We start from the raw sequence: 26,818 nt of genomic DNA, 5'->3' as shown, positions 1-26,818 counted from the left end.
AGATGAAATCGAATCAGTTTGATGCAATAGTGGTAGGCTCAGGTATCAGTGGGGGCTGGGCGGCGAAGGAGCTTTGTGAAAAAGGCCTGAAAACCTTGGTCTTGGAGCGAGGTAGGGATGTGCAACATCTAAAAGATTATCCTACCATGACTGCTGCACCCTGGGAGATGCCTCATCGCAATAGAATTCCTCTAGATGATAAATTAGAGAATCCTGTAGTCAATCGCTGCTATGCTTATAAAGAAGATACAGCGCATTTTTTTGTAAAAGATTCAGAGCATCCATACATACAGGATAAGCCATTTGATTGGGTGAGAGGATATCAAGTTGGTGGTAAGTCCCTGATTTGGGCACGTCAAACTCAGCGGTGGAGTAAATATGATTTCGAAGGACCAGATCGGGATGGCTTTGCTGTGGATTGGCCGATTCGGTATGAAGATGTAGCACCTTGGTATAGCTATGTGGAGAGATTTGTGGGAATAAGCGGAAGTTATGAGGGGTTGGACACTTTGCCAGATGGAGAGTTTTTGAAAGCATGGGAAATGAACTGTGTGGAAAAGGAAATCCAGAAACGCATTAAAGCTTCATACAATGACCGAAATGTAATCATAGGTCGGTGCGCGCATCTCACCGAACCAAAAGACGTCCATCTCGCCCAAGGTCGTGGCCAATGTATGGCCAGAAATCAATGCTACAGAGGCTGTCCTTTTGGAGGGTATTTTAGCTCGAACTCATCTACTTTGCCAACTGCCGCAAAGACCGGTAATTTGACTGTTCGACCGGATTCGGTGGTTCATTCACTTATTTACGATGATCAAAAAGGCAAGGTCACTGGAGTGCGAATCGTCGATCGAATTACAAAGGAATCGTCAGAATATTTTGCTGATGTTATTTTTCTAAATGCTTCTGCGCTTAATACAAATTTGATTTTGCTGAACAGTATATCAAAGCGCTTTCCAAATGGTCTGGGAAATGACTCTGGAATCTTAGGCAAATACGTTGCTTTTCATAATTACCGCGGATCGATCAATGCCAATTACGAGGGTTTTATGGACGAATATTACTTTGGAAGAAGGCCAACTGCAGTGATGATGCCCAATTTTAGAAATGTCAAAAAGCAGGAAATGGACTTCTTGCGAGGATATATGACTTTTTATACCGCTGGAAGGGCAGGGTTTGGGCATGCTGATGTCCCTTTTGGTCAAGATTTCAAAGAGGCAAATTCCACGCCCGGTCCTTGGTCAGTTTATATGATGATGCAAGGAGAAACCATCCCTAAAGAGTCAAATCACGTTACGCTTAGCCCGGATCAAAAAGACGAATGGGGGATTCCATTGCTTCAGATTAGTGTAGCCTACGATGAAAATGATGAGAAAATCCTAACGGACTTTTATGAGCAGGGGGAGGAGATGCTTACCAAAGCTGGGTGCATAAATATTCGAAGAGGGGATAGCAAGCAATCACCAGGATTAGATATTCATGAGATGGGAGGAGTTAGAATGGGTAGAGATCCTGATACTTCTTTGCTTAATGGCTTTAATCAGATGCATTTGGCTCCAAATGTTTTTGTTACCGACGGAGCTTGCATGACTTCTACCGGAACTCAAAATCCATCAATCACCTACATGGCTTTGACGGCTAGAGCTGTTGATTATGCAGTGAAAGAGATGAAGAAGGGTAATATTTCTTAACGATGTATCACGATTTTAGCGATCGTTCAATCCTATTCCTTCGAGAATCTTTGGTGCAAACTTTTCTATTCTAGATTCTCGGGTTATGGATTGCTTGGGTGCTGAGAAATATAAGATATAACCTCGCTGTCTCCCGGGAGTCAGTGCTTCAAAAGCTGATTTGAATACAGGATCATTCTCAAGCTTTGTTTTCAACTCTTCTGGAATAGGTTCAGGATTTTTTTTGAACTCAACCACTAATCCTTCTTTTTCTATTTCAATTGCTTCAAAAATGTATGCTTTTATTACAGCCTTTAGCTCTTTGATTTTTTTTACATCCGTAAACTTAATTAATCGTCCCGCCTGCGTGTTCTCTCCGGGTTTTACAAGGATTTTGTGTTCATCGCTTAGTAGTGCGCCTTTGAAAAAACTAATTGAGCAATACTCCTTAAAAGCTGCCAAGATGAGCACGTTTTTTTTCTGAAAGGTATATGTGGGAACTCCCCATTTCGCTTCCTCATTCAGACCAGAGTCAAGAATTAATTTTCTTAGAAGGGACAGTTCTTCAGTCCAACTATGGACTTTACACTGTGGCGTGCCGCCTAATTGACAACGGCCACAGCCTTCTGAAAAGTATGCTTCCGCGGAGGTGTTCATATTTTCTCTAATACAACCACCGTTCTATTTGGTACATAGAGTTGTAGGCTATCGTGCTTGTCAGTTGGGTAGTTTATATTTTGATCCAGACGCTGGAAACCGCCGAACTCTTTTTCATCTGAATTGAGTAGAATCTTGTATGTACCGGCATTTTTCACATGAATAGGCAAACCAAAAAAAGATTCGGTAGGATGGAAAGAGAACACGAATATCAAACCAGCTCTTTCGTAGGCTAAAATCTTTTTGTCTGGGTCTAAGTAGAGTTGAACAGCGGGGGCTGAGGCTAGAAGTTGATAGTCAGTAGCCAGCTTGATGATAGACTTATCCCATGCGTCAAGCTGCCCATATCGCAATAATGGATCATCCACTAGGGACCATTGTCTTCGCGCATGCTGATGGCTCCAGTTATTCCCTTCTCGTGGAAAATCAACCCAGTCCGGATGTCCAAACTCATTTCCTATGAAATTCAAATATCCTTCCCCACCTAGCGTAAGTGTGATTAGTCGTATGAGTTTGTGCAGGGCAATCCCTCGATCAACCACTAAGTTTTGCTGAAGTTGAGACATGGAGAAATACATATCTTCCTTCATCAATCTGAAGGCAAGTGTTTGGTCTCCGACAAGGGCTTGATCATGACTTTCAGCGTAGCCAATGGATCGTTCTGCAGAAGGACGATTGGTCAGTTGGTGCCAAAGCTCAAACATATCCCATTCCTCGTCCTGCTTGTGCTTGAGCGTCTTAATCCAAAAATCAGGAACTCCCATAGCCATTCGGAAATCAAATCCAATTCCTCCATCTGCAATCGGGCGGGCTAGTCCAGGCATGCCACTCATATCTTCCGCAATGGAAATATTCTGAGGATTTAGACTATGAATCAAAGTATTTGCTAGCTGCAAATAAAGAATCGCGTCCTCATCCACGTTAGCATCGAAATATAGATCTACGGAATCAAAATCCATGAATAATCCATGGTGATGATACATAATTGAGGTTACCCCATCGAATCGAAACCCATCAAAATGGAATTCCTCTAGCCAGTAGCGGATGTTCGAAAGTAAAAACTGCTGCACTTCACGTTTGGCGTAATCAAATACTTTGGAATCCCAGGCTTCGTGGTAGCCTTTGTCTCCGGGATGAAAATACTGATGATCACTCCCGTCAAATTCATTCAATCCTTCATTGACATTTTTGATCGCATGTGAATGCACGATATCCATCACCACGGCAATCCCCATTTCGTGAGCCTTATTTACCAGGGACTTGAGGTCTTCAGGCGTGCCAAACCTGGAAGTGGGAGCAAAGAAGTTAGAGACATGATAGCCAAAGGATCCATAGTAAGGATGCTCCATTATTGCCATTAACTGAATGGTATTGTAGCCAGCAGCTTTGATTCTAGGAAGGGTAAATTCCTCGAATTCTTGGTAAGACCCTACTCCTAATTTCTCCTGAGCCATTCCAACATGGCATTCGTAGATCAAAGGCTGATGAAGACTGTTTTTTGTAGTAAAAGAAGTATCTGTCCAGTTGAAATCCTCTGCAAACCAGAGCTGGCCAGCCACATCATGAGTTATTTCGTCCTGAATTACACTTCGTATATAGGCGGGGATTCTGTCTAAGGCGCCATTTTCAGCGATGATATGAACTTTGACTTTGCTTTTATGTGTGAATAAATCCTTGTATTGTTCATAAGGAAGGAAAATCTCCCAATCTCCACGACCACTTTTTTTCATGGGATGGGAAGATCGATCCCAATCATTGAAATCGCCGAAAAAATAAAGTTGTTTGGCAGCAGGAGCCCACTCTCGGTATACCCATCCTTTCCTCCATGCTTCGAAATGTATCCCGTAAAATTTGTGCACTGAGGCATATTCAAGAATATTCCCACTGAAGTCATTGATTTCTCGGATTGCGTCCTTATATCGATCAAATCTCCGCTGAATTTGCGGTTCGTATTGCGTAAGCCAAGGTTCTTCTCTAACTAAGGCGATTTTATGTGAATCTTCCACTGCTATTATTTTTGCTGATTTGAATTTAGAAAAATGTGCGAGTAAATGCGCATCAGATTTAGGATTCCCTTTCGATTCTTTCATCTAAAAAAGCAAAAGCGGTATAGAAATATTACTTTCTATACCGCTTTGAATTGCTGAGAAAAGAGGTTTATCAATTTTCATTTACACAATATCTGTTTTCCTCGGGTCTGGACCATATTCATTTGGCCCATCTTGCCCTTTTTTTGCTGCTAGCCAAATAAAGCCAATAAAATTTATTGGGGGCGGAATTAATAAGTATAAAGCGTACTTCCAATCCAATCCTATATCATGTAGTCTTTTGATTGCTTGAATTAATAATACCGCTATTGATGCAATCAGTGCTACACCGGCCCCATAGAAAATAGCCCATGACTCGGATTGGAAACTGTCCCAAATGATCATTAGGCACAGGATATTAATAAAATAGAAAATGATAAACATCACCAAATACAGTCTTCTGGTGATTCTTCCGTCTGGTTTAAATAAAGAGTTCATACTAAACTAACGAGCTTCAGAAAAAGTTGTTTAGGAGTTAAGAATAAAATTAAATTTGGCTTTAGTGCTTTTCATATACCAATTCAGGTTCAAAAACCTCTACATTTCCTTTTTCATTGATCTGATCTAAGGTAACCTGCTTCAATTCGTTGATCAGCATTGGGTCATATTTTGCAGCTACGCGAATGTAGTTTTCTGTGAAGCCATGGATCTTTCCATCTTCTATATCTTCTTCGAAAAGTACCGTGAATGTTTTGCCTAAATTCTCAGTATAGAATTTTCTTCTCTTTTTCTCGGAAAGAATACGAAGCATTTTTGAGCGTTCATTTCTCTTTTTCATAGGTACTACTTCATCCATTTCTGCTGCTCTAGTATTAGCACGCTCAGAATAGGTGAATACATGTAGGTAGGAAATGTCTAATTCATTCAGAAAATTATAAGTTTCGAGAAAAAGCTCATCTGTCTCACCTGGAAAACCAACGATCACGTCTACGCCAATGCACGCATGAGGCATTAGTGTTTTGATCTTGGTCACACGATCCACATATAATTCGCGCAGGTATCTTCTACCCATTTTTCTCAAAATGGTATTTGAGCCAGATTGAAGTGGTACGTGGAAATGTGGAACAAATCTTTTGGATTGTGCTGCGAAACTGATGATTTCGTTGGTCAGTAAATTTGGCTCGATAGAAGAAATTCGTAGGCGATTAATCCCTTCTACATCATCAAGTGCATAGACAAGATCTGCAAAGCGTTCATTACGTTTGCCATCTACGATTCCGAAGTCGCCGATATTTACCCCGGTAAGGACTATTTCTTTGACGTCAGTTGCAGCGATTTCGCGGGCTGACTGAAGCACGCTTTCTATGGTGTTGCTTCTACTTTTGCCCCGGGCAAGAGGAATCGTACAAAAAGCACATCCGTAATTACATCCGTCTTGGACTTTCAGGAAAGTTCTGGTGCGGTCATTTATAGAGTAGGCATTATTAAAAACTGTGGCTTCTTGGATTTCGGAGGCGAGAATTTTGGTGTCCTGTGCTTTCGCAAAATCATCCAATAATTCGATCAAGCGGAATTTCTCTGCTGCGCCAAGAACGGCGTCTACTCCTTCGATTTCAGAAATTTCCTTTGGTTTAAGCTGAGCGTAACAACCTATTATAGTGACATAGGAGTTTGGTGAGATCTTCTTTGCCTCTTTTACGATCTTTTTACACTTCTTGTCTGCATTCTCGGTAACTGAGCAGGTATTGATAATGAAAATGTCGGGATTTTCCTGGAAATCGACTTTCAGATACCCTTTTTCTTCAAATTGGCGACTGATAGTGGAGGTTTCAGAGAAATTTAGCTTACATCCTAGTGTATAAAAGGCTACTTTTTTCACAATTACGCTTCTGACAATGAGATTGCAAAGGTAATTAATCTTCTCTTGTTTTCAATTCTCCAATTTTTTGAGGCAATTCACAGTATTTAACCGAAAATGGTGTCTTTTACTCATGTTTTATTGAAAAAAGTGTAATTTTTTCGAAAAATGAGGTCAAAAATCAGTCAAAAGAGATTTCATATACATATTTTTCTATTTTTGTGTGTATAATTTTAAACCACATATTGTAGAAATGGCAACACTCAGACAACAAGCCTTAGGAATGGTGCAGACTAGACAGCGAGTAGCTGTAAAGGCCCCATCAAACAAAATTTCGGACTTTTTTGGTACCAATACCTTTGGGACCGCTCAAATGAAAGTGTCTTTGGCACCTTCAGCTTATAAAAGGGTAATGGAAGCCATCGACAAAGGAACCAAGATTGACGCTGCTACGGCAGAAGAAGTGGCATCCGCTGTAAAAACTTGGGCCTTATCCAAAGGTGTAACACATTATACTCACTGGTTTCAGCCATTAACTGGTTCGACCGCAGAAAAGCATGATTCGTTTTTCGATGCATTAGGTGGCCTAGAGAAATTCAAAGGATCAGCTCTAGTTCAGCAAGAGCCAGATGCTTCTTCTTTTCCTAATGGAGGTATACGTTCTACTTTTGAAGCTAGAGGATACACTGCTTGGGATCCTACTTCTCCGATTTTTATCTTCGAAAACACACTTTGTATCCCAACAATCTTTGTGTCTTACACAGGTGAGGCATTGGATTACAAAACACCTTTATTGAAATCTATCGAAGCGATCAATGAAGCAGCAGTAGCTATTTGCCAACTGTTTGATAGAAATGTGAGAAAAGTACAGCCTTCTTTGGGTGTTGAGCAAGAATATTTTGTCATCGACAAAGCGCTTTTCGCTGCAAGACCAGATTTGGTAATGGGTGGAAGAACTGTTTTCGGTCATAGCCCGGCTAGAGGTCAGCAATTGGATGATCATTATTTTGGTTCTATCCCTACAAGAGTTAAGGATTTTATGGTGGACTTCGAAAACGAGGCGCTTAAACTTGGAATTCCTGTAATGACAAGGCATAATGAAGTTGCTCCGGGTCAATTCGAAGTTGCGCCGTTATTTGAGGAAATAAATAAAGCTACAGATCACAACCAATTGTTAATGGATGTGATGGAGAAAGTGGCCGAGAGACATGACTTGAAAGTCCTTCTTCATGAGAAACCATTTGCAGGAGTAAATGGTAGTGGTAAGCATAACAACTGGTCATTAATAACAGATACTGGAGTAAATCTTTTCCAGCCAAGCAACTCAGCAAGAGAAAACCTTCAGTTCTTGACTTTCCTAGTAGCGACTATTAAAGCGGTTTATGATCACTCTGATCTATTGAGAGCTAGTATCGCTTCTGCAGGCAACGACCACAGACTAGGTGCTAACGAAGCTCCTCCTGCTATTATTTCTGTATTCTTAGGCGCAACGCTTACAGAAGTTTTGAATGAGCTTGAGAAAAACGGTAATATCAAAATTGAGAAGGGGGACAATATGTACATGAAATTAGGTATCTCTAAGATTCCTGAAATCATCCTTGATAATACTGATAGAAATAGAACTTCTCCTTTTGCATTTACTGGTAATAAGTTCGAATTCCGTGCGGTAGGTTCTCAGGCGAATGTGGCTGGACCAATGACTGTACTGAATGTAATCGTGGCAGATGTATTGGCAGATATGGCTAAAGACATCGAGAAGGAGATGACTGCCGGCAAGGAAAAGAAAATTGCGATTGTTAATGTATTGAGAAAATACATCAAGGATAGCAAGAAAGTAAGGTTTGAAGGTGATGGCTATTCTGATGAGTGGGCTGCTGAAGCGAAGAAAAGAGGCTTGTCTAACTTGAAATCTACTCCGTTGGCTTTGGATGTATATGCCGCTAAAGCAACAAAGGAGCTTTTCGAAAGACATAATGTAATGAATGGTATTGAAGTTCATGCCCGTCATGAGATCATGCTAGAGAACTTCATGAAGAAGATTCAGATCGAAGGGCGTGTGATGGGAGATTTGGCATTGAATCACATTATTCCAACTGCTATTCTATACCAGAATAAAATCATCCAAAACGCTAATGGTTTGAAAGGCCTTGGGTTGGATCACACTGCTGCAGTAGAGACAATCAAAGAAGTGTCTAGACATATCGAATCCTTGAAGGCTAATATCACTGCAATGGTAGAGGCACGCAAGAAGCTGAACAAAGAGACTGATATCGTCAAAATGGCAAAAGGCTACCAGACCGACGTAAAAGAAGCTTACTTCGACAAGATTAGATACGCAGTAGATAAATTGGAGCTATTGGTTGATGATGAGTCATGGCCACTAGTGAAGTATAGAGAAATGCTTTTTCTTAGATAAGCTTTACTTTCAATATTAATCAAAGCCGCCCCGAGAGGGGCGGTTTTTTTGTTTTTACTCAGATATATAACTTTTTTAAACAAGCCCCTCCCTCTATTTAGGACATTTTTAAATAATTAAGAGTGTAGTAGTGTTCTTGCTCTAAAAAAACCATTTCATTTTATAAAATGATGTTAAAAAGTGAAAGAATTACTGTTCGATTTTGAAAAAAAAGTACTCTTTATTTATTACTTAACATAAAAAATACAGTAAGATCATCAGTTTTATAGAAAAAAAACATATGTATGTGTTTGATACATAATTCTTTTTTCTAGATTTATGATGTGCTAATCATCTTTGACAGTGGTAGATAGGAAAATTGTTAGGGAGTCGGCACTAGAAAATTTATCATAAACCCCCAAATTAAACTAGTATGGAACATCATTTACCGTTAATCCATCCCGAAAGTCGGCCGATGGAGAATGACTTCAAGTTTTTATTGCTAACCTCAAATTACCAGCTATGAAAAAATTTTTATCAATTGCATTTACTTTGATTGTGATGTTGGCCCTCACGGTGACAGCTCATGCTCAAAAGCGAATCTTAACGGGAGTAGTTACTGTCCAAGAGGATGGTCTCCCTATGCCTGGTGTCACAGTCTTGGATAAGACAAATCAGACCGGTACCACTACAAATGTAGATGGTGAGTATTCTATTTCAGTAGGGCCTAATTCGGTACTAGTTTTTTCTTTCATTGGGTATTCAACTCAAGAGGTTACGGTTGGCAATCAATCGATAATCAATATCTCGTTAAAGGAGAATGAAAGTGAGCTTTCTGAATTTGTCGTATCTGCATTCGGCGTGGACAAAGAAGAAAAATCTCTAGGGTACGCTAGTAGTGTAATAAAGGCAGACGCGTTAGTGAAAGTAGGTAACCCAAACGTTGCATCGTCATTATATGGAAAAGCTCCTGGTGTAAGGATTCAAAGCGGAGCAGGTGGAGCAACTTCTCCAGTTAATATTCAAATTCGTGGTATTAACTCGATCACAGGTAAAAGTCAGCCTCTAATCGTTTTGGATGGAGTTCCTATCCGAAATGAGGAAGTATCCAATAATAACTATTGGGGAGATCAGCGTTTGAGAGGTAATGGTTTGCTGGATATCAACCCAGCAGACATTGATAACATCTCCATATTGAAAGGAGCTTCTGCTGCAGCACTTTATGGTTCCGAAGCTGTTAATGGTGTGGTCCTGATTACTACTAAAAAAGGTAAAGCGGGAAAAAATGGAATGCAGGTTGATTTCAATACAAATTACTCTGTTGATAATATTGCTTATTTACCTCGATACCAGAATGTAAGAGGTCCAGGAATGCCATCTCATATTCAGAATTTGGGACAGGCTGAAGACGGATTTAATTATACAGCTGGTGGCCAGAGGACAGTTCCTAACACCACTACCAACTATGGACCGGCATTTGATGGCCAGCCTATGATTGCTTGGGATGGGATTGCTAGACCATATGTGGCCCAAGAAGATAATTATTCTGCACTATTTAATGATCCGGTAAGTTCTCAGGTGAACGTATCCATTGCTAACTCAACAGAGAAATCAAACTTTCGTCTTTCTCTGACTCGTCAGGACAATGAGGCTTTAAGTTTGAATTCTAAAAACAGCAAGAATATTTTAAACCTTAATTCTAGCTATCAAGTAAATAAAAGACTGAAGACCGATTTGATGATTAATTACATTAATCAGAACACTAAAAACCGTCCATACTCTATTGATCGAATGATTAACAATTTTGGCGGAATGATGACTCGTTTTGATAATGGAGCTTGGTACTTAGATAGATATCAGACTAGTAGAGGTTATAGATTTGTAACCGGTAACGGCCAAAGCTTGACTCCTGAAGAAAATATTACTGGAAATGGATTCAGAGGAGATATTGCAGATTATGTATGGCGAGTTAACAAAAATCTATCTTCTGAGGTAAGTAATCGTGTAATTGGTAGTTTGACTAATACATTCGAAATAACCAATGATTTGAATCTTAGAGCTCGTATATCTACTGATTTTACTAATAGATATAGTGAAAACAGTAATTTCTCAGAAAGACCTTTAGCATTTGGTCCTTCTGGTGGCTTTGGAATGAATACAGAATTGTTTAGCATATTATATGGAGACATAATGCTAAATTATAAGAAAGCAATCACTGAAGATATTTCTATAGGTGCAATGGCAGGCTATACTGCTAGAACTGAAAAATTCAGTAGCATTAGTAGAAGTACCAACGGAGGTCTGAGTACTGAGAATCTTTTTGACATTGTTGCTTCGACAAATATCCCTAATAATGGTTCTAGTCGTCAATTCAGAACGATTGATGCATATTTAGGTACTGTAAATTTAGACTATAAAGGGGTTTGGTTTGTAGAAGGTACAATCCGTAGAGATAGAATCTCTACTATGAATCCTGACAACAATGCTTTCATCTATCCATCAGTTAATACTGCTTTTGCTCTATCTGATGCTGTTAAGTTGCCTGAATTCATCACTTTCTCGAAATTAAGAGGATCTTGGGGGATTGTAGGTAACTATCCAGATATCTACAGAGCCAATATTGCTTACAACCAAAACTCTTTGGGTGTACAGCAGCCAGGTGGTGCTAACGTATTATATACTAATTTGTCATCTTCTTTTGGTAATGACGGCATCAAACCTGAGCAGAAACACGAATTTGAATTCGGTCTGGATACCAGGTTCTTCAATAACAGATTCGGTATAGATATCTCTTATTATAATGCCCAGATCCGTGACCAGATCTTGCCGTTGACACTTCCTGCCACATCCGGTGCAACTTCTGTATTGACAAATATTGGTACCCTTAGAAATACTGGTGTTGAAGTTCAGTTGAGAGGTGACATCATGGCTACGCCTAACTTCCAGTGGAACCTAGTTGTCAACTTGGCTAGAAACGTAAACAAAGTTGAACAACTTGCAAACAATGCCACAGAGCTGCTACATGCTGATTACGATGGAAACGCTGCTCAACTTAGATCAGTGGTTGGTAGACCCATGGGTGATTTTTATGCAAGACCAATAGCACTAGATGATAATGGTAATAAAATTGTTCAGCCGAATGGCTTATACAAGATTGATGATCAAAATTGGGTACAGGTTGGTAATGCAATGCCAGATGCAGTAGGTGGAATTATCAACGATTTCAAGTATAAAAACTTCACTCTATATGCAGCAATGGATTTCCAGATCGGTGGCAGTGTAATGCCTACAGGTATAAACTGGATGATAAGCCGTGGTCTTACTGAAGAAAGCTTGAATAATATGGATGAGGCAAGCGGAGGATTGGCTTACTATCAGAACGCTAATGGTCAAGGAATTCAAGTACCTCATTCTACAGCGCAAGGTCCAAATGGGGAGACGGTTTACCATGATGGTATGTTAATGGACGGTGTTGTCGCTGATGGGTCAACTAACTCAAATGTAGTATCTCAGGCATTCTACTATTGGAATACTTACAACTGGGGTGGTCCTCAGTATAGCCAGTCTAGATATGAATTGTATATCCAGGACAACGATTACATCAAAATGAGAGAATTGTCATTGGCATATACTATTCCAAATAACATCACTTCTAAGATCGGCGCATCTAATGTGAATATTTCAGTATATGGCAGAAACTTGTTTTTCTTATATAGAAATATCAAAGACCTAGATCCAGAAGTATTAACTGGAGGATCTAGATGGACGCAGACGTTGACTAGTGCGGGTACAAACCCAGCTACCAGAACATGGGGTGTGATGTTAACAGCTAGATTCTAATAGTTAGATAAGATAAAAACATATGAAAATGGATATTAAAAGAATATTTATATATGCACTACTAATCAGTGGCTTAGCTAGCTGTACAGTAGATGATTTTGCGGATGATTATACAGATCCATCCAAGCTTGCGGAGACTACAATTGGTAAGCAGTTTACGGGAATGATAATGTCTAACCGTCAGTCAGTATTACCATCCTATTGGGATTATTTTGTGATCAAAAGAATCACTTCAAACAGATATACGCAGTCAGTAGGCTGGGTAAATGTTGAAAACCAATACGTGCCTGGATCTGCAGCTGTTAATGACAAATGGAATAACTACTACGGCTTTATGGCTCAGTATAGAGAGTTGCAGAAAGTATACAATGGATTATCTGATGAGAAAAAGGCAGACAACCGTGTATTTATGATAGCTGCTGCAACTTACTTCTATGATCATACTCAGCAAATGGTGGATTTACATGGTGATATTCCTTGGTCAGAAGCTGGTATGTTGAGCATTAATGGGGGTGATTATTCAAAATCCTATGCGAGTTATGATAAGGCCACTGATATCTACACTACTATGTTAGATGATTTAGCTGGTTTTGCTACAGAACTTAGCTCGTTACAGATTAACCCTGCTACTACAGTAGAATTTAAAACTCAGGATTTAATCAATAACGGAGATGTTAATATGTGGAGAAGATATGTTAACTCCTTAAGATTGAAAATGTTGACAAGAGTAAGTGGTACTAGTGAATTCAGCGGCAGAGCTAAATCAGAAATTGCTGCAATTTTATCCAACTCTACACAATTTCCTATAGTGGCAGATAATGGCAGTAATATTATGTGGGATATCTTCTCCTTAGGTACAGTGATTGGAGCAAATGATTTTCGCAGTGGTTTAGAAGATTGGAACGGTAATATTGCTGGAGAAGCAATTTTGAATCATATGGTTAATAATGATGATCCTAGATTGACTTATGTATTCCAGCCAGGTTTGAATGCGAATGGAGAATATTTGGGTCTAGATCCTTTGATGAATCCTACCGACCAAAACGCTTTAGTATTGACCCAAACTTTAAGTCTCTACAATTTCTCAACCATCAGTAGAAACCAATACTTTCCGGGTATCCTTATTACTGCGTCAGAAGTTCATTTGATGGCAGCAGAATTTTACCTGAAAGAAGGTCAAGAGGCTATGGCAAAAATGCACTACGAAGAAGCAATTAAGCAATCAATTGGGTTCTATGTATATCTGAGAGATATCAGTAACAATGCAGAATCAGCTGCTCCTATAGAACCAACAGATGATGCTATAAACAGTTACTTGTCAATGGATGGAATTTCTTGGGATGCTGCTTCTGGAATGGATGACAAATTATCCCTCATCGCAGACCAGAAATGGCTACACTTCAATGTCGTTCAGTCAAATGAAAACTGGAATGAATTAAGACGTCTAGGTAAAGTGGAATTAGATTTCTGGGTTGATAATTCAAACCAGCAGAGCCTTCCTCCATTACGTTGGATGTATCCAGGGTCAGAGCAGACTTACAATTTGGAGAACTATTCTGAAGTTCAGCCTCAAGATAAATTGAACAACACAGTTTTCTGGGATATGAATTAATAATAGATTGGGTTTATTAATTGGAAAAGGCTTCTCATTTGTTTGAGAGGTCTTTTTTTTTGGATTATGAAAATTTTGGCTTCTTAAGATTAAGTCCTATAGACTTCCTGATTTCTGATAAAACGACCTTTTTTTCTATGCGAAATGCACAGTAGGCAGAAACTGAAAAAAAGGTGTTTTAGGAATTTTCTTATCTTCTTAACCTACATATTTAAAATCTTTTGGATTGAGAAATAAAAAGCATTAAAACAATTAGGGCGGTCGCTCAAATTTTCTGCTAATTCGGCTACTTATTAAATTTTTTCTACTAAGTGCTATTATATTTAAAGAAAAAATCACTTAAATTTTTTTGATAGAGAGTTGTTTTTTTTAGCTTTAGGAACTGTATTCAAATTTCCTCATCAAAAAATTTGATGAGGCATTATTTTAAGAGTTTTTATTATCCTACTAGACTGAATTACTGGTAATGAATGGCCCTCTAGTGCGCAGAGGTGTGTGTTGGTGCACGATTAGCAAAATCATTTTATTTCTAACAACTATTTTCAAACTATGAAAAAAATTCTATCAATTGCTTTAGCACTTGTTCTGACCGTTGGCCTGCTGGCTAATGTGCAAGCTCAGACGAGGGTGCTGAAAGGCGTCGTTACCGCAGCAACGGACGGCTTGCCTATGCCAGGGGTTACTATCCTGGATAAAAGTAATCAGACAGGAACCACCACTAATATTGATGGTGAGTATTCCTTGTCAGTCGGCCCAAACTCTGTTTTGGTTTTTTCCTTTATCGGTTATGCTACACAGGAAATTCCTGTTGGTAACCGTTCAGAATTAAATGTATTGCTAGAGGAAGATGCGAGTGAGCTATCAGAAGTGGTAGTAACTGCATTGGGTATCAGCAAGGACAAAGAAACGCTAGGTTATTCTGTTACGCAGGTAGGTAGTGAAGCATTAACTACTGCGCGCGAAACGAACGTGGCGAACTCATTAGCTGGCCGAGTTGCTGGTTTGGTGGTAAAAGGAACAAGTAGTGGACCAGGTGGAACATCTAAGATCACGTTGAGAGGATTACCAAGTATCAGTGGTACTGGATCACCTTTATATGTAATCAATGGTATCCCAATGGATAACACCCAAAGAGGTTCGGCTGGACAATGGGGTGGAGCAGATGGTGGTGACGGTATTGGTAACCTGAGCCCTGATGACATCGAGACTATGACTGTATTGAAAGGGCAGGCTGCATCCGCACTTTATGGTTCCAGAGCTTCAAACGGTGTTATTTTGATTACTACTAAGAGTGGATCAAAGGGCGACGACTGGTCTTTAACTTATACTATGAACGTAATGGCTGAAAATCCTGTAGATTTTACAGATTTTCAGGAAGTTTATGGCCAAGGAGTTGGAGGATTGAAGCCAACTACTGCTGTAGACGCTCAGACTTCTGGTCGTTTGGCTTGGGGTGCTAAGATGGATGGAAGCCAAGTGATAGGTTTTGATGGAAATCAGTATCCATATTCTCCGTCAAACGATCGTTACATTGACTTCTATAGAACAGGAACAAACTTTACAAACACTGTATCTATTTCAAAAGGACTAGGTAAGGATGGATCTTTCAGAATGTCAGCTTCCAATCTTGATGCGAAATCAATTGTTCCTAATAGTGGAGTAGATAGACTATCTCTCAATTTGAACGTGGAACAAAACATTACTGAAAAGTTTAATGTAACTGCCATGATCAACTACACCGATCAGCAATCTACCAATGTGCCTAACCTAAGTGATGGTCCTAAGAACCCAAACAATTTCTTGCTTCTTGCTCCAAATATTAGACAAAGCATTTTTGCTCCTGGCTATAATCCTGATACTGGTGCTGAGACAGTATTTAGTGATGATATCTATGTGACTAACCCTTATTTTATCTCAAATCAAGGTGTAAATGATATCGGAAGAAAGCGTACCATTACTGCACTATCTACGAAATATAGCTTTACAAAAGATATATACGCGTTGATTCGCTTTGGTAACGATGCTTCTAACGATGACTTCTTTAGTGTAGATCCTTCTGGACTTGCATATTCTGCAAATCTACAAGGCGGTCTGGGCGGCAGAGGTCAGTCTACTAGAGTCGAAACCAACATCGACGGTATTTTAGGTGCTAATTTTGAGTTAACAAGTAAGTTAAATTTGGATCTTATCGCTGGTGCGAATAGAAGAAATAACAAATTTGAGTCGGTAGGAGTAGGCGGAAGCCGATTTGTAATTCCTTACTTATATTCTCCATTCAACGTAGAGGCGTTCAACAGATCTTATGGATTCAATGAGAGAGAGGTTCAGTCTGCATACTATTCAGTTGGTATCGGCTATAACAACATCTTGACGCTAACAACTACAGGTAGATATGATGTGTATAGTACATTACCTACAGACAACAACAGTATATTTTCACCATCAGTTGCCGCTGCATTTGTGTTTGATCAGTTGATCGATATGCCTGCTTTGGATTTTGGTAAGGTTAGAGCTTCTTACGCTGTGACCAGTGGTGAGCCATTTGACGCTTACCAAAGTACATTCTATTATAATTCTGCAAACTCTTATAATGGAATTCCAGCTGGATCATCTCCTTTATCTCTTCCTAATTTGAACCTTAAGCCGTTTACAACTAGTGAATTAGAGTTAGGCGTTGATTTGAGCTTTTTCAATAACCGTTTAGGTTTTGATATTGCTTATTATGAGAAGGAGACGCATAACGAGATCATGAATGCCAACCTAAGTATAACTTCTGGTTTCAATAGCTCTGTAGTTGCAACTGGTTCTACCAGTAACAAAGGTTTGGAAGTTTTAGTGACTGGTACGCCTATCCAAACTCCAAACTTCTTCTGGAAGTCTTCATTCAACTTATCGAGTGTTAAGAGTGAAATACTAAGTACTGACCCTAATAACAATCCAATCAACTTGGGTCAAAATAGAGGTACACTTGGAAATGCTATCACTTCTTATGTAGTAGGCGAGCCTGGACCTCAGATCAGAGCTTATGATTACGCATACAATGCTGATGGAAGCATCATGGTAAGCGAGGCAGGACTTCCTGTTCGTGGAGAATTAATCAATATGGGCTCAGTATTACCAACTCTATATGGTGGATGGAATAACGAATTTAATTACAAAGGTGTTTCTTTCTCCTTCTTGATAGACTATAACTACGGTAACAAAGTGCTTTCTGCAACTGAGTTTTACTCAATTTTCAGAGGTCTTAACCAAATCACTCTTGAAGGTAGAGAATCAGGTGTGACAAATGGAGGTGTAACAGCTCCAGCTCAGGCTTACTACCAAGCGCTAGCACAGAATGTAACTAGTACCAGCGTCGTAGATGGTGATTTCATCAAATTGAGACAATTGACTTTAGGTTATACTTTCCCTGCAAAATGGTTTGGAAATGTTCCTGTCCTGAAAGGCTTGAGTGCATCTCTAGTTGGAAGAAACATTGGTTTCCTGATGCGTAAAGCTAAGAATATTGACCCTGAAGCTAATTTCGGTTCAAATATTAACTACACTGGTATTGAAGGTGGTAACCTTCCAAGCACTAGATCTTTTGGTTTTAACCTTAATTTCAAATTGAACTAATATGAAAAAATATATAAGCTTATTTCTTACGGGTATTCTATTAGCCGTATCAAGCTGTGACGGTGATTTTGCGGATATTAATACAGATCCAAACCGTGCTGCAGGGAATGTCTTTGACCCTAACTTGATCTTGCCTACAGTTTCTTATAACTATGGTAATATGATGACCGGTTATACCGGAGCGATACTTTTCCAAAGTATGTGGGTACAAGTAATGGCCTCTACTTCAACAGGAGGAGCTAACTACTATTCAAATGCTGATAAGTACGTAGCTTCTGGAAGTACGAATAGCTACATCCAAAGTGTTTGGAATGACGGCTTCGCTGCTGCTTCTAGAGTGTATCAAATGCAGTCTCTTGCTGAGACAAAAGGCTTTTCTAACTTGGTAGCAGTAGGTGAAATATGGAAGGTTCTTACGCTTTCTTTTGTATCTGATGTTTACGGAGATATTCCATATAGCGAGGCTCTAATGGCTGAAGCTGGAATTACCCAACCTAAATACGATTCTCAGTCAGCAGCTTACATGGCAATGCTTTCTGACCTGGAAGGAGCTCTTTCCTCTATCAATACTTCTGGTGATCCTATCAAAAACGATGTATTGTATGGTGGCGATCTGACTAAATGGAAGAAACTAGGTTATTCTAAAATGCTTCGTATGGCCATGAGATTAGTGGACGTGGATCCTTCTACAGCACAGTCCTATGTTCAAAAAGCTGTTGCTGGAGGAGTTTTTGCCTCTCCTGCAGATGAAGCAGTATTAGTTTCAGATCAGAACAATGGTTACGCAAATTCAAGTGCAAATGCGTTGAATGTAACTGACGATGTGTATGAGGTCCGTTGGTCAGAAAAGTTGATCGACTTCTTGAAGTCTAATGATGATCCACGTTTATCAATTATAGCTGAAGTACCACCTGCTGGACTCGCTGCTAACCGTAATGGAAACGTAGTTGGAAATAGTGATCCTAGTGTTCAAATTGGTTTGCCAAATGGCTTTGATTTGAAAGGCGGAGCAGAGGACATTACTAACTATGCTAAGTATCCTGGACCAACTGGGACTGGTGGAGACGTTGCGCCAATAGGAGCATATTCTAGGCCTACAGCAATTTACAGAGATAGAAACGCTCCTGTATTTATTCTCACCTACGCTGAAATTCAGTTTTTATTAGCTGATGCGGCTGTAAGAGGCTTCTCTGTTCCGGGAACAGCATCTTCATACTATACTGCTGGATTGCAAGGAGCAATGACTACTATTGGTAAATTCGGTGGAAGATCTGTTGCGCCAGCTGACGCTCTTGCTTTTGCTACTGCAAATCCGTTGGATACAAGCAGTGCTGCTGCTTCCTTAAAAATGATTAACGAACAAATCTGGGCTACTACTGGTGTCCTTGCAAATTTCGTAGAGTCATGGAATAACTGGAAAAGATCTGGCTATCCTGAGTTGAATGCTGTGAATTATACCGGCAATTTCTCTTCAGGTCAAATTCCTAGGAGACAAGTATATCCAGCATCGGAAAGTACTACTAACCCTGAAAGTTTAGCAAATGCTATCTCTAACATGGGAGGCGATACTTGGATTAATTCAGTATGGTGGGATAAGTAATATCCTTTAATAATTTTGATTTTTGAAAGAGGTTTCGATTAGTTTCGAAGCCTCTTTCTTTATGTCTAAATTTGAATTATAAACGTATTAATGTTCTTATATCTGAGATGAAACTTATCGGAGTAGATATTGGCGGTTCACACATCTCAGCAGCTCATGTGGATTTAAGAGATGGAAAGGTGGTTTTTCATAATTTTCAAGAAGCTCACGTGAATACATTCGGGGACCAGGATTCAATTATTAGGGTTTGGTCAAAAGTAATATTACTTGCTTCTAATAATTCTAAAGACATCAAAGTTGGCATTGCTATGCCAGGTCCATTTGACTATGAAAAAGGTATTTCTTTGATCAAGGATCAAGGAAAAATGGCTTCCTTATATCAGTTATCTGTCAAGGATTTGCTAGCCGATAGTCTCGAGATTTCGCCTAGTCAGATAGAATTTACTAATGATGCTGAGGCATTTTTAGCTGGTGAAAGCTATGCTGGTGCAGGCAAAGAATTTCAAAATTCTATGGGGATCACGTTGGGGACAGGGTTAGGTTCCGCAATCAAAGTTCATGATGTCGTGAAAGATGCAAAGCTCTGGACGGCACCCTTCCGGGATGGAATAGCAGAGGATTATTTGGGGACTGCATGGTTTGTGAACTATAGTTTTGAACACTTTGGATTACAAGTTTCTGGAGTGAAAGATCTTCTTGATGAGCGTTTTGACTCCGCTATTTCCAAGCAGATTTTTGAGACATTTGGCAGAGCTTTGGGGGAATTTTTATTTCCATATTTGATTCGCTTGCATTCTGAGGGAGTAGTGTTAGGAGGAAAAATTAGCTTGGCTGGAGATCATTATTTACCTACCACTAGTTCATATCTAGAGACAATGGGCTATCCTGTACTAATAAATAGATCAATTTTAGGCGAAAGGTCTGCATTGATTGGTGCTTGCTTAACCTTTATCTAATCACCAAAATAAAATGAGTAAAATTAGATTCAACACAATTTTTATTTGGCTCTCCCTATGGTTTGTCACACCTGCTTTTGCACAGGAAAAGTATGATTTAATCATTATTGGAGGAGGCGCTAGTGGGACTTCGGCTGGTATTTCAGCTGGAAGATTAGGGACTAAAACATTGATTATCGAGCAGACAGTTTGGCTAGGAGGAATGCTAACTTCTGCAGGAGTGTCTGCAATTGATGGGAATCATCGCTTGCCATCAGGGATTTGGGGTGAGTTCAAAGCAAAATTGGAGGATCACTATGGGGGGGCAGAAAAGCTCTCCACGGGCTGGGTGAGCAACACACTTTTTGAACCAAGCGTCGCGAATAAGATTCTTCAGGATGTGGCAAAATCAGTTGATGCTTTAACTGTATCCTTCGAAAGTGAATGGAAAACTGCTGATTATTCCAATAATGTCTGGACTGTGAGCTTTCTGCATAAAGGAAAGCTGATCACTGTGGAGGCGCCTATGTTAATTGACGCAACAGAACTAGGAGATGTGGCTGCATCTCAAGGATTATCTTATCGACTTGGGATGGATGCACGCGATGAAATTGGAGAGAGCTTTGCGCCTGTAGAAAGTAATGATATAATCCAGGACCTCACTTATGTTGTAACTCTCCAAGATTATGGAATAGGGACTGATAAGACAATCCCGAAACCTGCCAATTATGATTCAGCAGAATTTGCCTGTGCCTGTGCTCACTCAGATCCGACTACCGATTTGGCAGCGACTTCGGACTGTGATAAAATGCTGAATTACGGGAAGCTTCCTAATGGGAAATACATGATCAATTGGCCCAACTGTGGCAATGATTATTATTTGAATAGTATTGAGATGAACCCAGAGGATCGCAAAGTTGCTTTGGAGGCTGCAAAACAGGCAACACTCAGGTTTACGTATTATATACAACATGAGCTCGGATATGCGCATTTGGGGATAGCTGAAGATGAATATCCTACGGAAGATGATCTGCCCATGATTCCGTATCACAGAGAATCCAGGAGATATTATGGGTTAGTAGATTTCACCCTGCCTTATGTAAGAACTCCTTATGAAGCTCCGAATCCTTTGTATCGAACTGGAGTTGTGGTCGGTGATTACACCATAGATCACCATCACAAAAAAAATCCTGAAGCTCCGGCAATCGACTTTATCAAGATTCGCGTCCCTTCTTACAATGTCCCTTTGGGTGCTTTGATTCCAAAGGATTATCCTGCTTTGATCCTTGCAGAAAAGAGTATCTCGGTTTCAAATATTGTAAATGGTGCTACAAGGCTTCAGCCGGTGGTTTTGGGTATTGGCCAGGCTGCGGGAGTACTGGCGTCGGTTTCCATTAAAGAAAAGCTAAATCTTGATGAAGTTTCTATAAGAGAGGTGCAGTCTGTTTTGCTCTCTCAGAATGCTTACCTCATGCCATTTATCGATATGAACCCAGGCGATGAAAACTTTAAAGCAATGCAGAAAATCGGCCTAACTGGAATATTGAAAGGGGAGGGAGTTCCATATCTCTGGGCAAATCAAACCTGGTTTTATCCAGGTCGCTTGGTTACAGAATATGAACTGGTCGATGGATTAAGACCACTTTATCCTAGCCTGAAAGACCATTGGGGTGCTTCAGGGGATTATTTGACGGGGCAGAGATTTCAAATTTTTCTAGAAATGATTAAGCCAAATACGCCTCTTGTGGAAATAGCTCAAGCTTGGAAAAGGAGAGAATTAGGAGGTGAATTTACTACAGAGGTGAAGCTGAACAGAGAGCAAGTGTCCGTATTGTTAGATGAGATATTGGATCCTTTTTCCAATGAAATTGATTGGAAAGGATATTTTGAAAATTAGAGCTGCAGATTAGGCTGATAGTCGTAATCTATTCTATCGCTTTAAGGTTAATGTGTTAACTTGGTTTTAAGGTTGTCTACCTACTTTTTCCCATATCATTTCTCCGATTTTTTCACCTTGCTTAACGCCCTCTTCTATGGCATCTCGAAAATGAATTCCACCATAAAGTCTGGAAATAGCGGCTTCCTCTGAAGCATAAAGAAAGGATGGAAAAGGCCTTTCCGGTAAGCCAAAGTAGGTTTCCGAGCTGTCTATAAAATCAAAATTATCTCCGAAATATCCGGTTAAAACTACAGCCGATGCCCTACTGATGACGGAGTGTCCCGAGGTATATTCTGGAAATGGAGGTGTCTGCAAAAGTGGTCTCCAGCGTTGATCTAGTTTTTGATTGATTACAGTTTCAGGTCGAATTCTATCGGTGTCGTATTTGGCTTTCCAACAGGAAATAAACGCATCATGGAGAGTCATCCCGACTAGTGCATGCACATATGCTGTCTCTGCAAATGATAGCTCAGCTTTTTGCGCAGCAATACCCGTAATACCGATCCAATGTCCACCTGGAGATATTTTTTTTACGCCAATGGCCATATGTCCTGAAAATTGAACTTTGAATGGATTGCAATCCCAAAAGTTGGCAATCAGTTTTCTTTCTTCGTCAAGTTCTTTGGTGACGGTATAGACCTCCATCAGTTGAGTGTGGAAAGAGCTACCCTCATTCATGTCGAATGGAGCCATAGGAGCGGGTTTAAACTCTTCCAGATTTTGAATGAAAAAGGGTTTAATTGTTTCCCATTCTGGTTCTACCGCAGCGATGTAGGCAGGCGGAGTTGGGTACCAAAAACCTTCTCCCTCTTGAGGAGTGTATCTAGTCAGCGTAGAAAGTTGTAGGTATCCATCTTTTTTAGCTACATCCATTACTTTTTTTGCAACTGAGGATGCGTAATCAATATGTGCTTGAAGCGACTTCTTATTGATGATTTTTGCTTTTAATGCAGTTTCAACCCACTCTTCCTGTTTTTCTTTCAACAGATACCCAGAAGGCATAATGGATTCACCGACTTTCAGCAGCGCGTAGATAGCTGCAAACTCTGGAGAACTAATTTCCGGATCGGTAATTCCCCAATCATAATCTGCTAAGTAAGTTTGATCTAAAATATTCTGGTTTTCAAACCTTTTACCGGATTCCTTTGAAATCAGGTATGCAGCGAGGTTGGAATAGGCATAAATTCTGGCTGCTACAGGAGGGCTCGCCACATCAGTCACCATCACTTCGGTGATGTGAAAGAGTTCTTGAGTGTACATTCTCGGCCAGTTGATATCCTTTGGCTTCCCCAGTGAATTACTTATCACCAAGCAAATGAGTATGATCAGGCTAAAGGATTTTTTTAAATATCGACTCATCTGATTTTATAGCTTACCAAAGGTTCCTGATTGATTCCAAAAAGAAGTTGCGTTTCTTTGGACGTTTTGAATGGCAAAATAGATTTTATATCTCCTTTTATGGCTAAGCCAGATTCGGCAGGACTTAATGGGGAGAAGTTTCCTTTGCCATCACCAATTAGTACTAAACCTAGCCCAGCATCCATTAATCCAATGCGTATGCGAGTATAAGATTGATTACCTCCTAAAATCAAATCCATATTTCCATCCTGATTCAAGTCTATAGGTAGAATGCTAAAGACAGGAAATGATTGTGCAATTCTAGGTAATGATTTGACCTTGAATCCATTACCTGTGTTTTCTAAAATTACTGATTCTAAGGTGTTTGCTTCCAGAATTTGGGAGCTTTCTAACTCCTTCATGGTAAAAAGATCAGTCATTGTCGCTTTGGAGTAGGAAGCGTAATCCGTGAACCGACTTCTCATACTTGCCATTTGATCTAGCAGTTCATCACGACTTGGATATGGATACATTTTGTCTCCCACGAAGCACTCCAGAATAGGATCGATTGATCCATTTTGATCGAAATCAGCGGCATACAATCGAAGCTTTTTATTTTCATTCGCTTCAAATTGTGAGTTTAAACCAAAATTCCCAGCGATCAAATCCATGTCTCCATCATTGTCAATATCTGCTTTGGATAGTGTGTTCCACCAGCCTGAAAGATCTGAATTGAAATAAGTTGAGGTTTGGTTTTCGAATCTTAGCCCAGTATTTAGTAAAACGGTGATCGGCATATATTCTCCAGCAAGAATCAGATCCATTTTGCCATCCGAATTCAAATCAAATAACTCTGAGGAGGTGATTAATCCTATCTTTCCTTCATTAGGTAAATATTCAAGAGTCTGATCGGTGAAATTTCCTTGACCATCATTGATGAGCAATTTACTTGCGGGGATAATTGGATATCGGCCAGGGATAAGTCTAGCGCCCACAAATAGATCCAAGTTTCCATCTCCATTTGCATCAAAAGCCTGGGCAGTTCCTGTGCTAAATGTATAAGCTGGATATGAAGATTGTCTAGTCAAATTACCCAGTCCATCATTCAAATAAAGTCTATCCTGAAGGGCTTCATCCGAACCTAAATAGTCATGATATCCGCCACTGGCTATGAATAGGTCTTGCTTTCCATCTCCATTAAAATCCTCAAAAATTGCGACAGCATCGGTAAATTCATTAGAAGATCTGAAGCCGGTATAGTCCTTCCAAGTACCATTTTCATAGGAAATCATTTTGCCAGGTTGTCCTTTTGATCCGCCAATAAATAGCTCAGGATTGCCGTCTCCATTCACGTCTCCTTGGGATAAAATTGGACTGATGTAGCTCGGCATAGTGAGCATCAGCGGCTGACGCTTGAAGTCATTGTATTGATTTGGCTCAGGGGTGTATTCTGGTGCAAAGTTGCTTTTATCCAGGACAGGAGAAGGTTTTGTGGAGGCTTGTGCTCCTTGAGAACTTTCTTTTTCAATGGTTAGATGCTGATTGGATGGTATATTTTCAAGGAATTGTTGAGTGCCATCAGGCCAGATAATTTGGATAGAAGGAATGGTTGAGAGTTCGCCTAACCCAAATTGAAGTCTAGGGCTGACTGAAGATTGAAACCCTCTGACGGGTTGTTCTTCTAAAGTTTGATTTTCATCACCTGTGTATAGTTCAGCTTTTGCTCCTAAAGCAAACGAGTTTAAAGAGTTGTCTTTTAAAGAAATTTGTAACCAATTTTTCGAAGGACTAACATTCTCATAAACAGAAGCTTGCTCATTTAAGTTATTGACTACCAAATCGAGGTCACCATCATTGTCCAGGTCTGCATAAACTGCTCCACTCGAAAAGCCCTTTTCTTCGAATCCCCATTCCATTGATCTATCAACGAAATTTAGTTCTCCGGTATTTTCAAAAATGTAATTATGAATAGGAGTGGAGGTCATCGTGGTGACCAGGTGTAGCGTATCTGCTTTCTCATTGGCAATTGCCTGCTTGAAATAGTAATCTCCTTTGTACTTCAGAAAGTCTCGATTGGTATAGTCTCGGTAGTAGCCATTGGTTATAAAAAGGTCCTTTTTACCATTGTTTGTTGCATCAAAAAACAAAGCTGACCAACTCCAATCACTGTTTGAAATTTTCGCAAGTTGACCCACCTCGGCAAATAATCCATCGCCTTGACTCAGTTGGAGCATGTTTCGCATACTTTGATGGTAAAAGCCTTCCTTTATCATCAAGGCATATTGCTCGTAGTTTTCTGGTCCATAAAGTAGTTTTTGGCGCTCATTGTCCTTTGGAAGCATATCTAAGGTATAGATATCCGGTCTCCCATCATTATTGATATCCGAAATGTCAGCCCCCATAGAAAAGTGCGATATATGCTGGAAGTACTCCTTCATTCGGTCGGTAAATGTACCATCACCATTATTGATATAAAGATAATCCGGCTCTATGTAGTCATTAGTAATCAGGATATCAGGCCAGCCATCTTGATTGATGTCTGAGGAAACTACGCCCAATCCAAAACCTAAAGCAGAGCCCTGAATACCTGCCTGTTCACTTACATCTATGAATTTACCATTGTCATTTCTAAAAAGCTTATCCCCTGCATAAGGGTGTCTAACAGTTTTAACCTCACTAAATTCAAGTTCATTAATAGCTTCAATGTGGTGATTCAATAAATACATATCGAGATCACCGTCCCGGTCAAAATCAAAAAATAAGGCTTGAGTGCTATTTGAAGGATCTGCAAGTCCATAAGCCTCTGCTTCGTCCGAAAAAGTAAAATTGCCTTGATTGATCCAGAGTTCATTTCCTCTAGAATCTGGATTTCCCTTGCCAGAATAGCAGACATAAATGTCCAATAGGCCATCTCCGTTGACATCTGCCATACTGACTCCAGTAGTCCAAACATCCTTTCCACCCACTCCAGCTGATTTGGTTTTGTCGTCAAATTTCCAATTACCCAGATTACGGTAAACCTTATTGGAACTCATATTTGCTGTGAAAAATAGGTCTTCCAAGCCATCATTATCCAAGTCCCCTACAGCTACTCCACCGCCATTGTAGAAGTATTCGTAGCGCAGAATATTGTTCTTTTCATCCTCTTTCAGCTCGTTTTTGAAAGTAATCCCAGATTTTTTATTGGAGATCTTTTCAAAATTGGGGGAAGAAGATTGAGCTTGAAGAAGGACGACTGGTTTAAGAAATATGAAAGACCCTAAAGTCAGTAATAAGACTGTCTTAGATTTATGAAGGAAATTCATGCGCGTTTACAACTTCGAAGTTAAGCT

Annotated in this window: 14 protein-coding genes; 8 read left to right on the top strand and 6 right to left on the bottom strand. The window is 39.9% G+C overall.

Going from position 1 to position 26,818, the window contains the following annotated elements; genetic code table 11:
- Positions 1-2 precede the first annotated feature (2 nt).
- The gene (locus LV83_RS14350; protein WP_111612240.1) at positions 3-1,691 is read left to right on the top strand and encodes a GMC oxidoreductase; all 1,689 of its coding nucleotides are present in this window, start codon (positions 3-5) and stop codon (positions 1,689-1,691) included.
- Positions 1,692-1,706: 15 nt separating this feature from the next.
- Here the strand turns inward: LV83_RS14350 and LV83_RS14345 are convergent, their stop codons facing one another.
- The 4 genes from LV83_RS14345 to mtaB all read right to left on the bottom strand — a co-directional run bounded on the left by LV83_RS14345 (position 1,707) and on the right by mtaB (position 6,233).
- Positions 1,707-2,327: a YdeI/OmpD-associated family protein gene (locus LV83_RS14345; RefSeq protein ID WP_111612239.1), complete on the bottom strand. Its 621-nt coding sequence runs from the start codon at positions 2,325-2,327 to the stop codon at positions 1,707-1,709.
- Positions 2,324-4,333 (bottom strand): alpha amylase C-terminal domain-containing protein, encoded by a 2,010-nt coding sequence (locus LV83_RS14340; RefSeq protein WP_170124574.1) that lies wholly within the window; start codon positions 4,331-4,333, stop codon positions 2,324-2,326. The genes LV83_RS14345 and LV83_RS14340 overlap by 4 nt, the downstream gene beginning before the upstream one ends.
- A 165-nt stretch (positions 4,334-4,498) precedes the next feature.
- Complete coding sequence (locus tag LV83_RS14335; RefSeq protein ID WP_111612237.1) at positions 4,499-4,852, bottom strand: DUF805 domain-containing protein; 354 nt, start codon at positions 4,850-4,852, stop codon at positions 4,499-4,501.
- Positions 4,853-4,913: 61 nt separating this feature from the next.
- Positions 4,914-6,233, bottom strand: a complete 1,320-nt coding sequence (gene mtaB, locus LV83_RS14330; RefSeq protein WP_111612236.1) for a tRNA (N(6)-L-threonylcarbamoyladenosine(37)-C(2))-methylthiotransferase MtaB — start codon at positions 6,231-6,233, stop codon at positions 4,914-4,916.
- A 232-nt stretch (positions 6,234-6,465) separates the two neighbouring features.
- On the opposite strand from mtaB, the gene LV83_RS14325 reads away from it, so the two are divergent.
- The 7 genes from LV83_RS14325 (at position 6,466) to LV83_RS14295 (ending at position 22,106) form a co-directional block, all read left to right on the top strand.
- A complete protein-coding gene (locus tag LV83_RS14325) occupies positions 6,466-8,628 on the top strand; it encodes a glutamine synthetase III family protein (RefSeq protein WP_111612235.1) in 2,163 nt (720 codons plus the stop codon).
- Between the two features lie 501 nt (positions 8,629-9,129).
- Positions 9,130-12,447: a SusC/RagA family TonB-linked outer membrane protein gene (locus tag LV83_RS14320; RefSeq protein ID WP_111612234.1), complete on the top strand. Its 3,318-nt coding sequence runs from the start codon at positions 9,130-9,132 to the stop codon at positions 12,445-12,447.
- Positions 12,448-12,475: 28 nt separating this feature from the next.
- Positions 12,476-14,059, top strand: coding sequence for a SusD/RagB family nutrient-binding outer membrane lipoprotein (locus LV83_RS14315; RefSeq protein WP_317046684.1), 1,584 nt, complete (start codon positions 12,476-12,478; stop codon positions 14,057-14,059).
- Positions 14,060-14,608: 549 nt separating this feature from the next.
- Positions 14,609-17,674: a SusC/RagA family TonB-linked outer membrane protein gene (locus tag LV83_RS14310; RefSeq protein WP_111612232.1), complete on the top strand. Its 3,066-nt coding sequence runs from the start codon at positions 14,609-14,611 to the stop codon at positions 17,672-17,674.
- Position 17,675: 1 nt separating this feature from the next.
- Positions 17,676-19,274 carry a SusD/RagB family nutrient-binding outer membrane lipoprotein gene (locus tag LV83_RS14305; protein WP_111612231.1) on the top strand — a complete coding sequence of 533 codons (1,599 nt, stop codon included), beginning with the start codon at positions 17,676-17,678 and terminating at the stop codon, positions 19,272-19,274.
- A gap of 107 nt (positions 19,275-19,381) precedes the next feature.
- Positions 19,382-20,230, top strand: coding sequence for an ROK family protein (locus LV83_RS14300; RefSeq protein ID WP_111612230.1), 849 nt, complete (start codon positions 19,382-19,384; stop codon positions 20,228-20,230).
- Positions 20,231-20,243: 13 nt separating this feature from the next.
- Positions 20,244-22,106, top strand: coding sequence for an FAD-dependent oxidoreductase (locus LV83_RS14295; RefSeq protein ID WP_111612229.1), 1,863 nt, complete (start codon positions 20,244-20,246; stop codon positions 22,104-22,106).
- A gap of 66 nt (positions 22,107-22,172) precedes the next feature.
- Here LV83_RS14295 and LV83_RS14290 read toward each other — a convergent pair whose 3' ends face one another.
- Positions 22,173-23,507, bottom strand: a complete 1,335-nt coding sequence (locus LV83_RS14290; protein WP_111612228.1) for a vanadium-dependent haloperoxidase — start codon at positions 23,505-23,507, stop codon at positions 22,173-22,175.
- Positions 23,504-26,791, bottom strand: coding sequence for a VCBS repeat-containing protein (locus LV83_RS14285; RefSeq protein WP_111612227.1), 3,288 nt, complete (start codon positions 26,789-26,791; stop codon positions 23,504-23,506). The genes LV83_RS14290 and LV83_RS14285 overlap by 4 nt, the downstream gene beginning before the upstream one ends.
- Between the last annotated feature and the right edge of the window lie 27 nt (positions 26,792-26,818).

Source organism: Algoriphagus yeomjeoni, assembly GCF_003259505.1.
Taxonomy (GTDB): Bacteria; Bacteroidota; Bacteroidia; order Cytophagales; family Cyclobacteriaceae; genus Algoriphagus; species Algoriphagus yeomjeoni.
This window is presented reverse-complemented; position numbering and strand designations above follow the sequence as displayed.

Bases quoted from the DNA above. Each gene is read 5' to 3' on its own strand.
- LV83_RS14350 (WP_111612240.1), top strand. From the start codon at position 3: ATGAAATCGAATCAGTTTGATGCAATAGTGGTAGGCTCAGGTATCAGT.
- LV83_RS14345 (WP_111612239.1), bottom strand. From the start codon at position 2,327: ATGAACACCTCCGCGGAAGCATACTTTTCAGAAGGCTGTGGCCGTTGT.
- LV83_RS14335 (WP_111612237.1), bottom strand. From the start codon at position 4,852: ATGAACTCTTTATTTAAACCAGACGGAAGAATCACCAGAAGACTGTAT.
- LV83_RS14325 (WP_111612235.1), top strand. From the start codon at position 6,466: ATGGCAACACTCAGACAACAAGCCTTAGGAATGGTGCAGACTAGACAG.
- LV83_RS14320 (WP_111612234.1), top strand. From the start codon at position 9,130: ATGAAAAAATTTTTATCAATTGCATTTACTTTGATTGTGATGTTGGCC.
- LV83_RS14315 (WP_317046684.1), top strand. From the start codon at position 12,476: ATGGATATTAAAAGAATATTTATATATGCACTACTAATCAGTGGCTTA.
- LV83_RS14310 (WP_111612232.1), top strand. From the start codon at position 14,609: ATGAAAAAAATTCTATCAATTGCTTTAGCACTTGTTCTGACCGTTGGC.
- LV83_RS14305 (WP_111612231.1), top strand. From the start codon at position 17,676: ATGAAAAAATATATAAGCTTATTTCTTACGGGTATTCTATTAGCCGTA.
- LV83_RS14300 (WP_111612230.1), top strand. From the start codon at position 19,382: ATGAAACTTATCGGAGTAGATATTGGCGGTTCACACATCTCAGCAGCT.
- LV83_RS14295 (WP_111612229.1), top strand. From the start codon at position 20,244: ATGAGTAAAATTAGATTCAACACAATTTTTATTTGGCTCTCCCTATGG.
- LV83_RS14290 (WP_111612228.1), bottom strand. From the start codon at position 23,507: ATGAGTCGATATTTAAAAAAATCCTTTAGCCTGATCATACTCATTTGC.
- LV83_RS14285 (WP_111612227.1), bottom strand. From the start codon at position 26,791: ATGAATTTCCTTCATAAATCTAAGACAGTCTTATTACTGACTTTAGGG.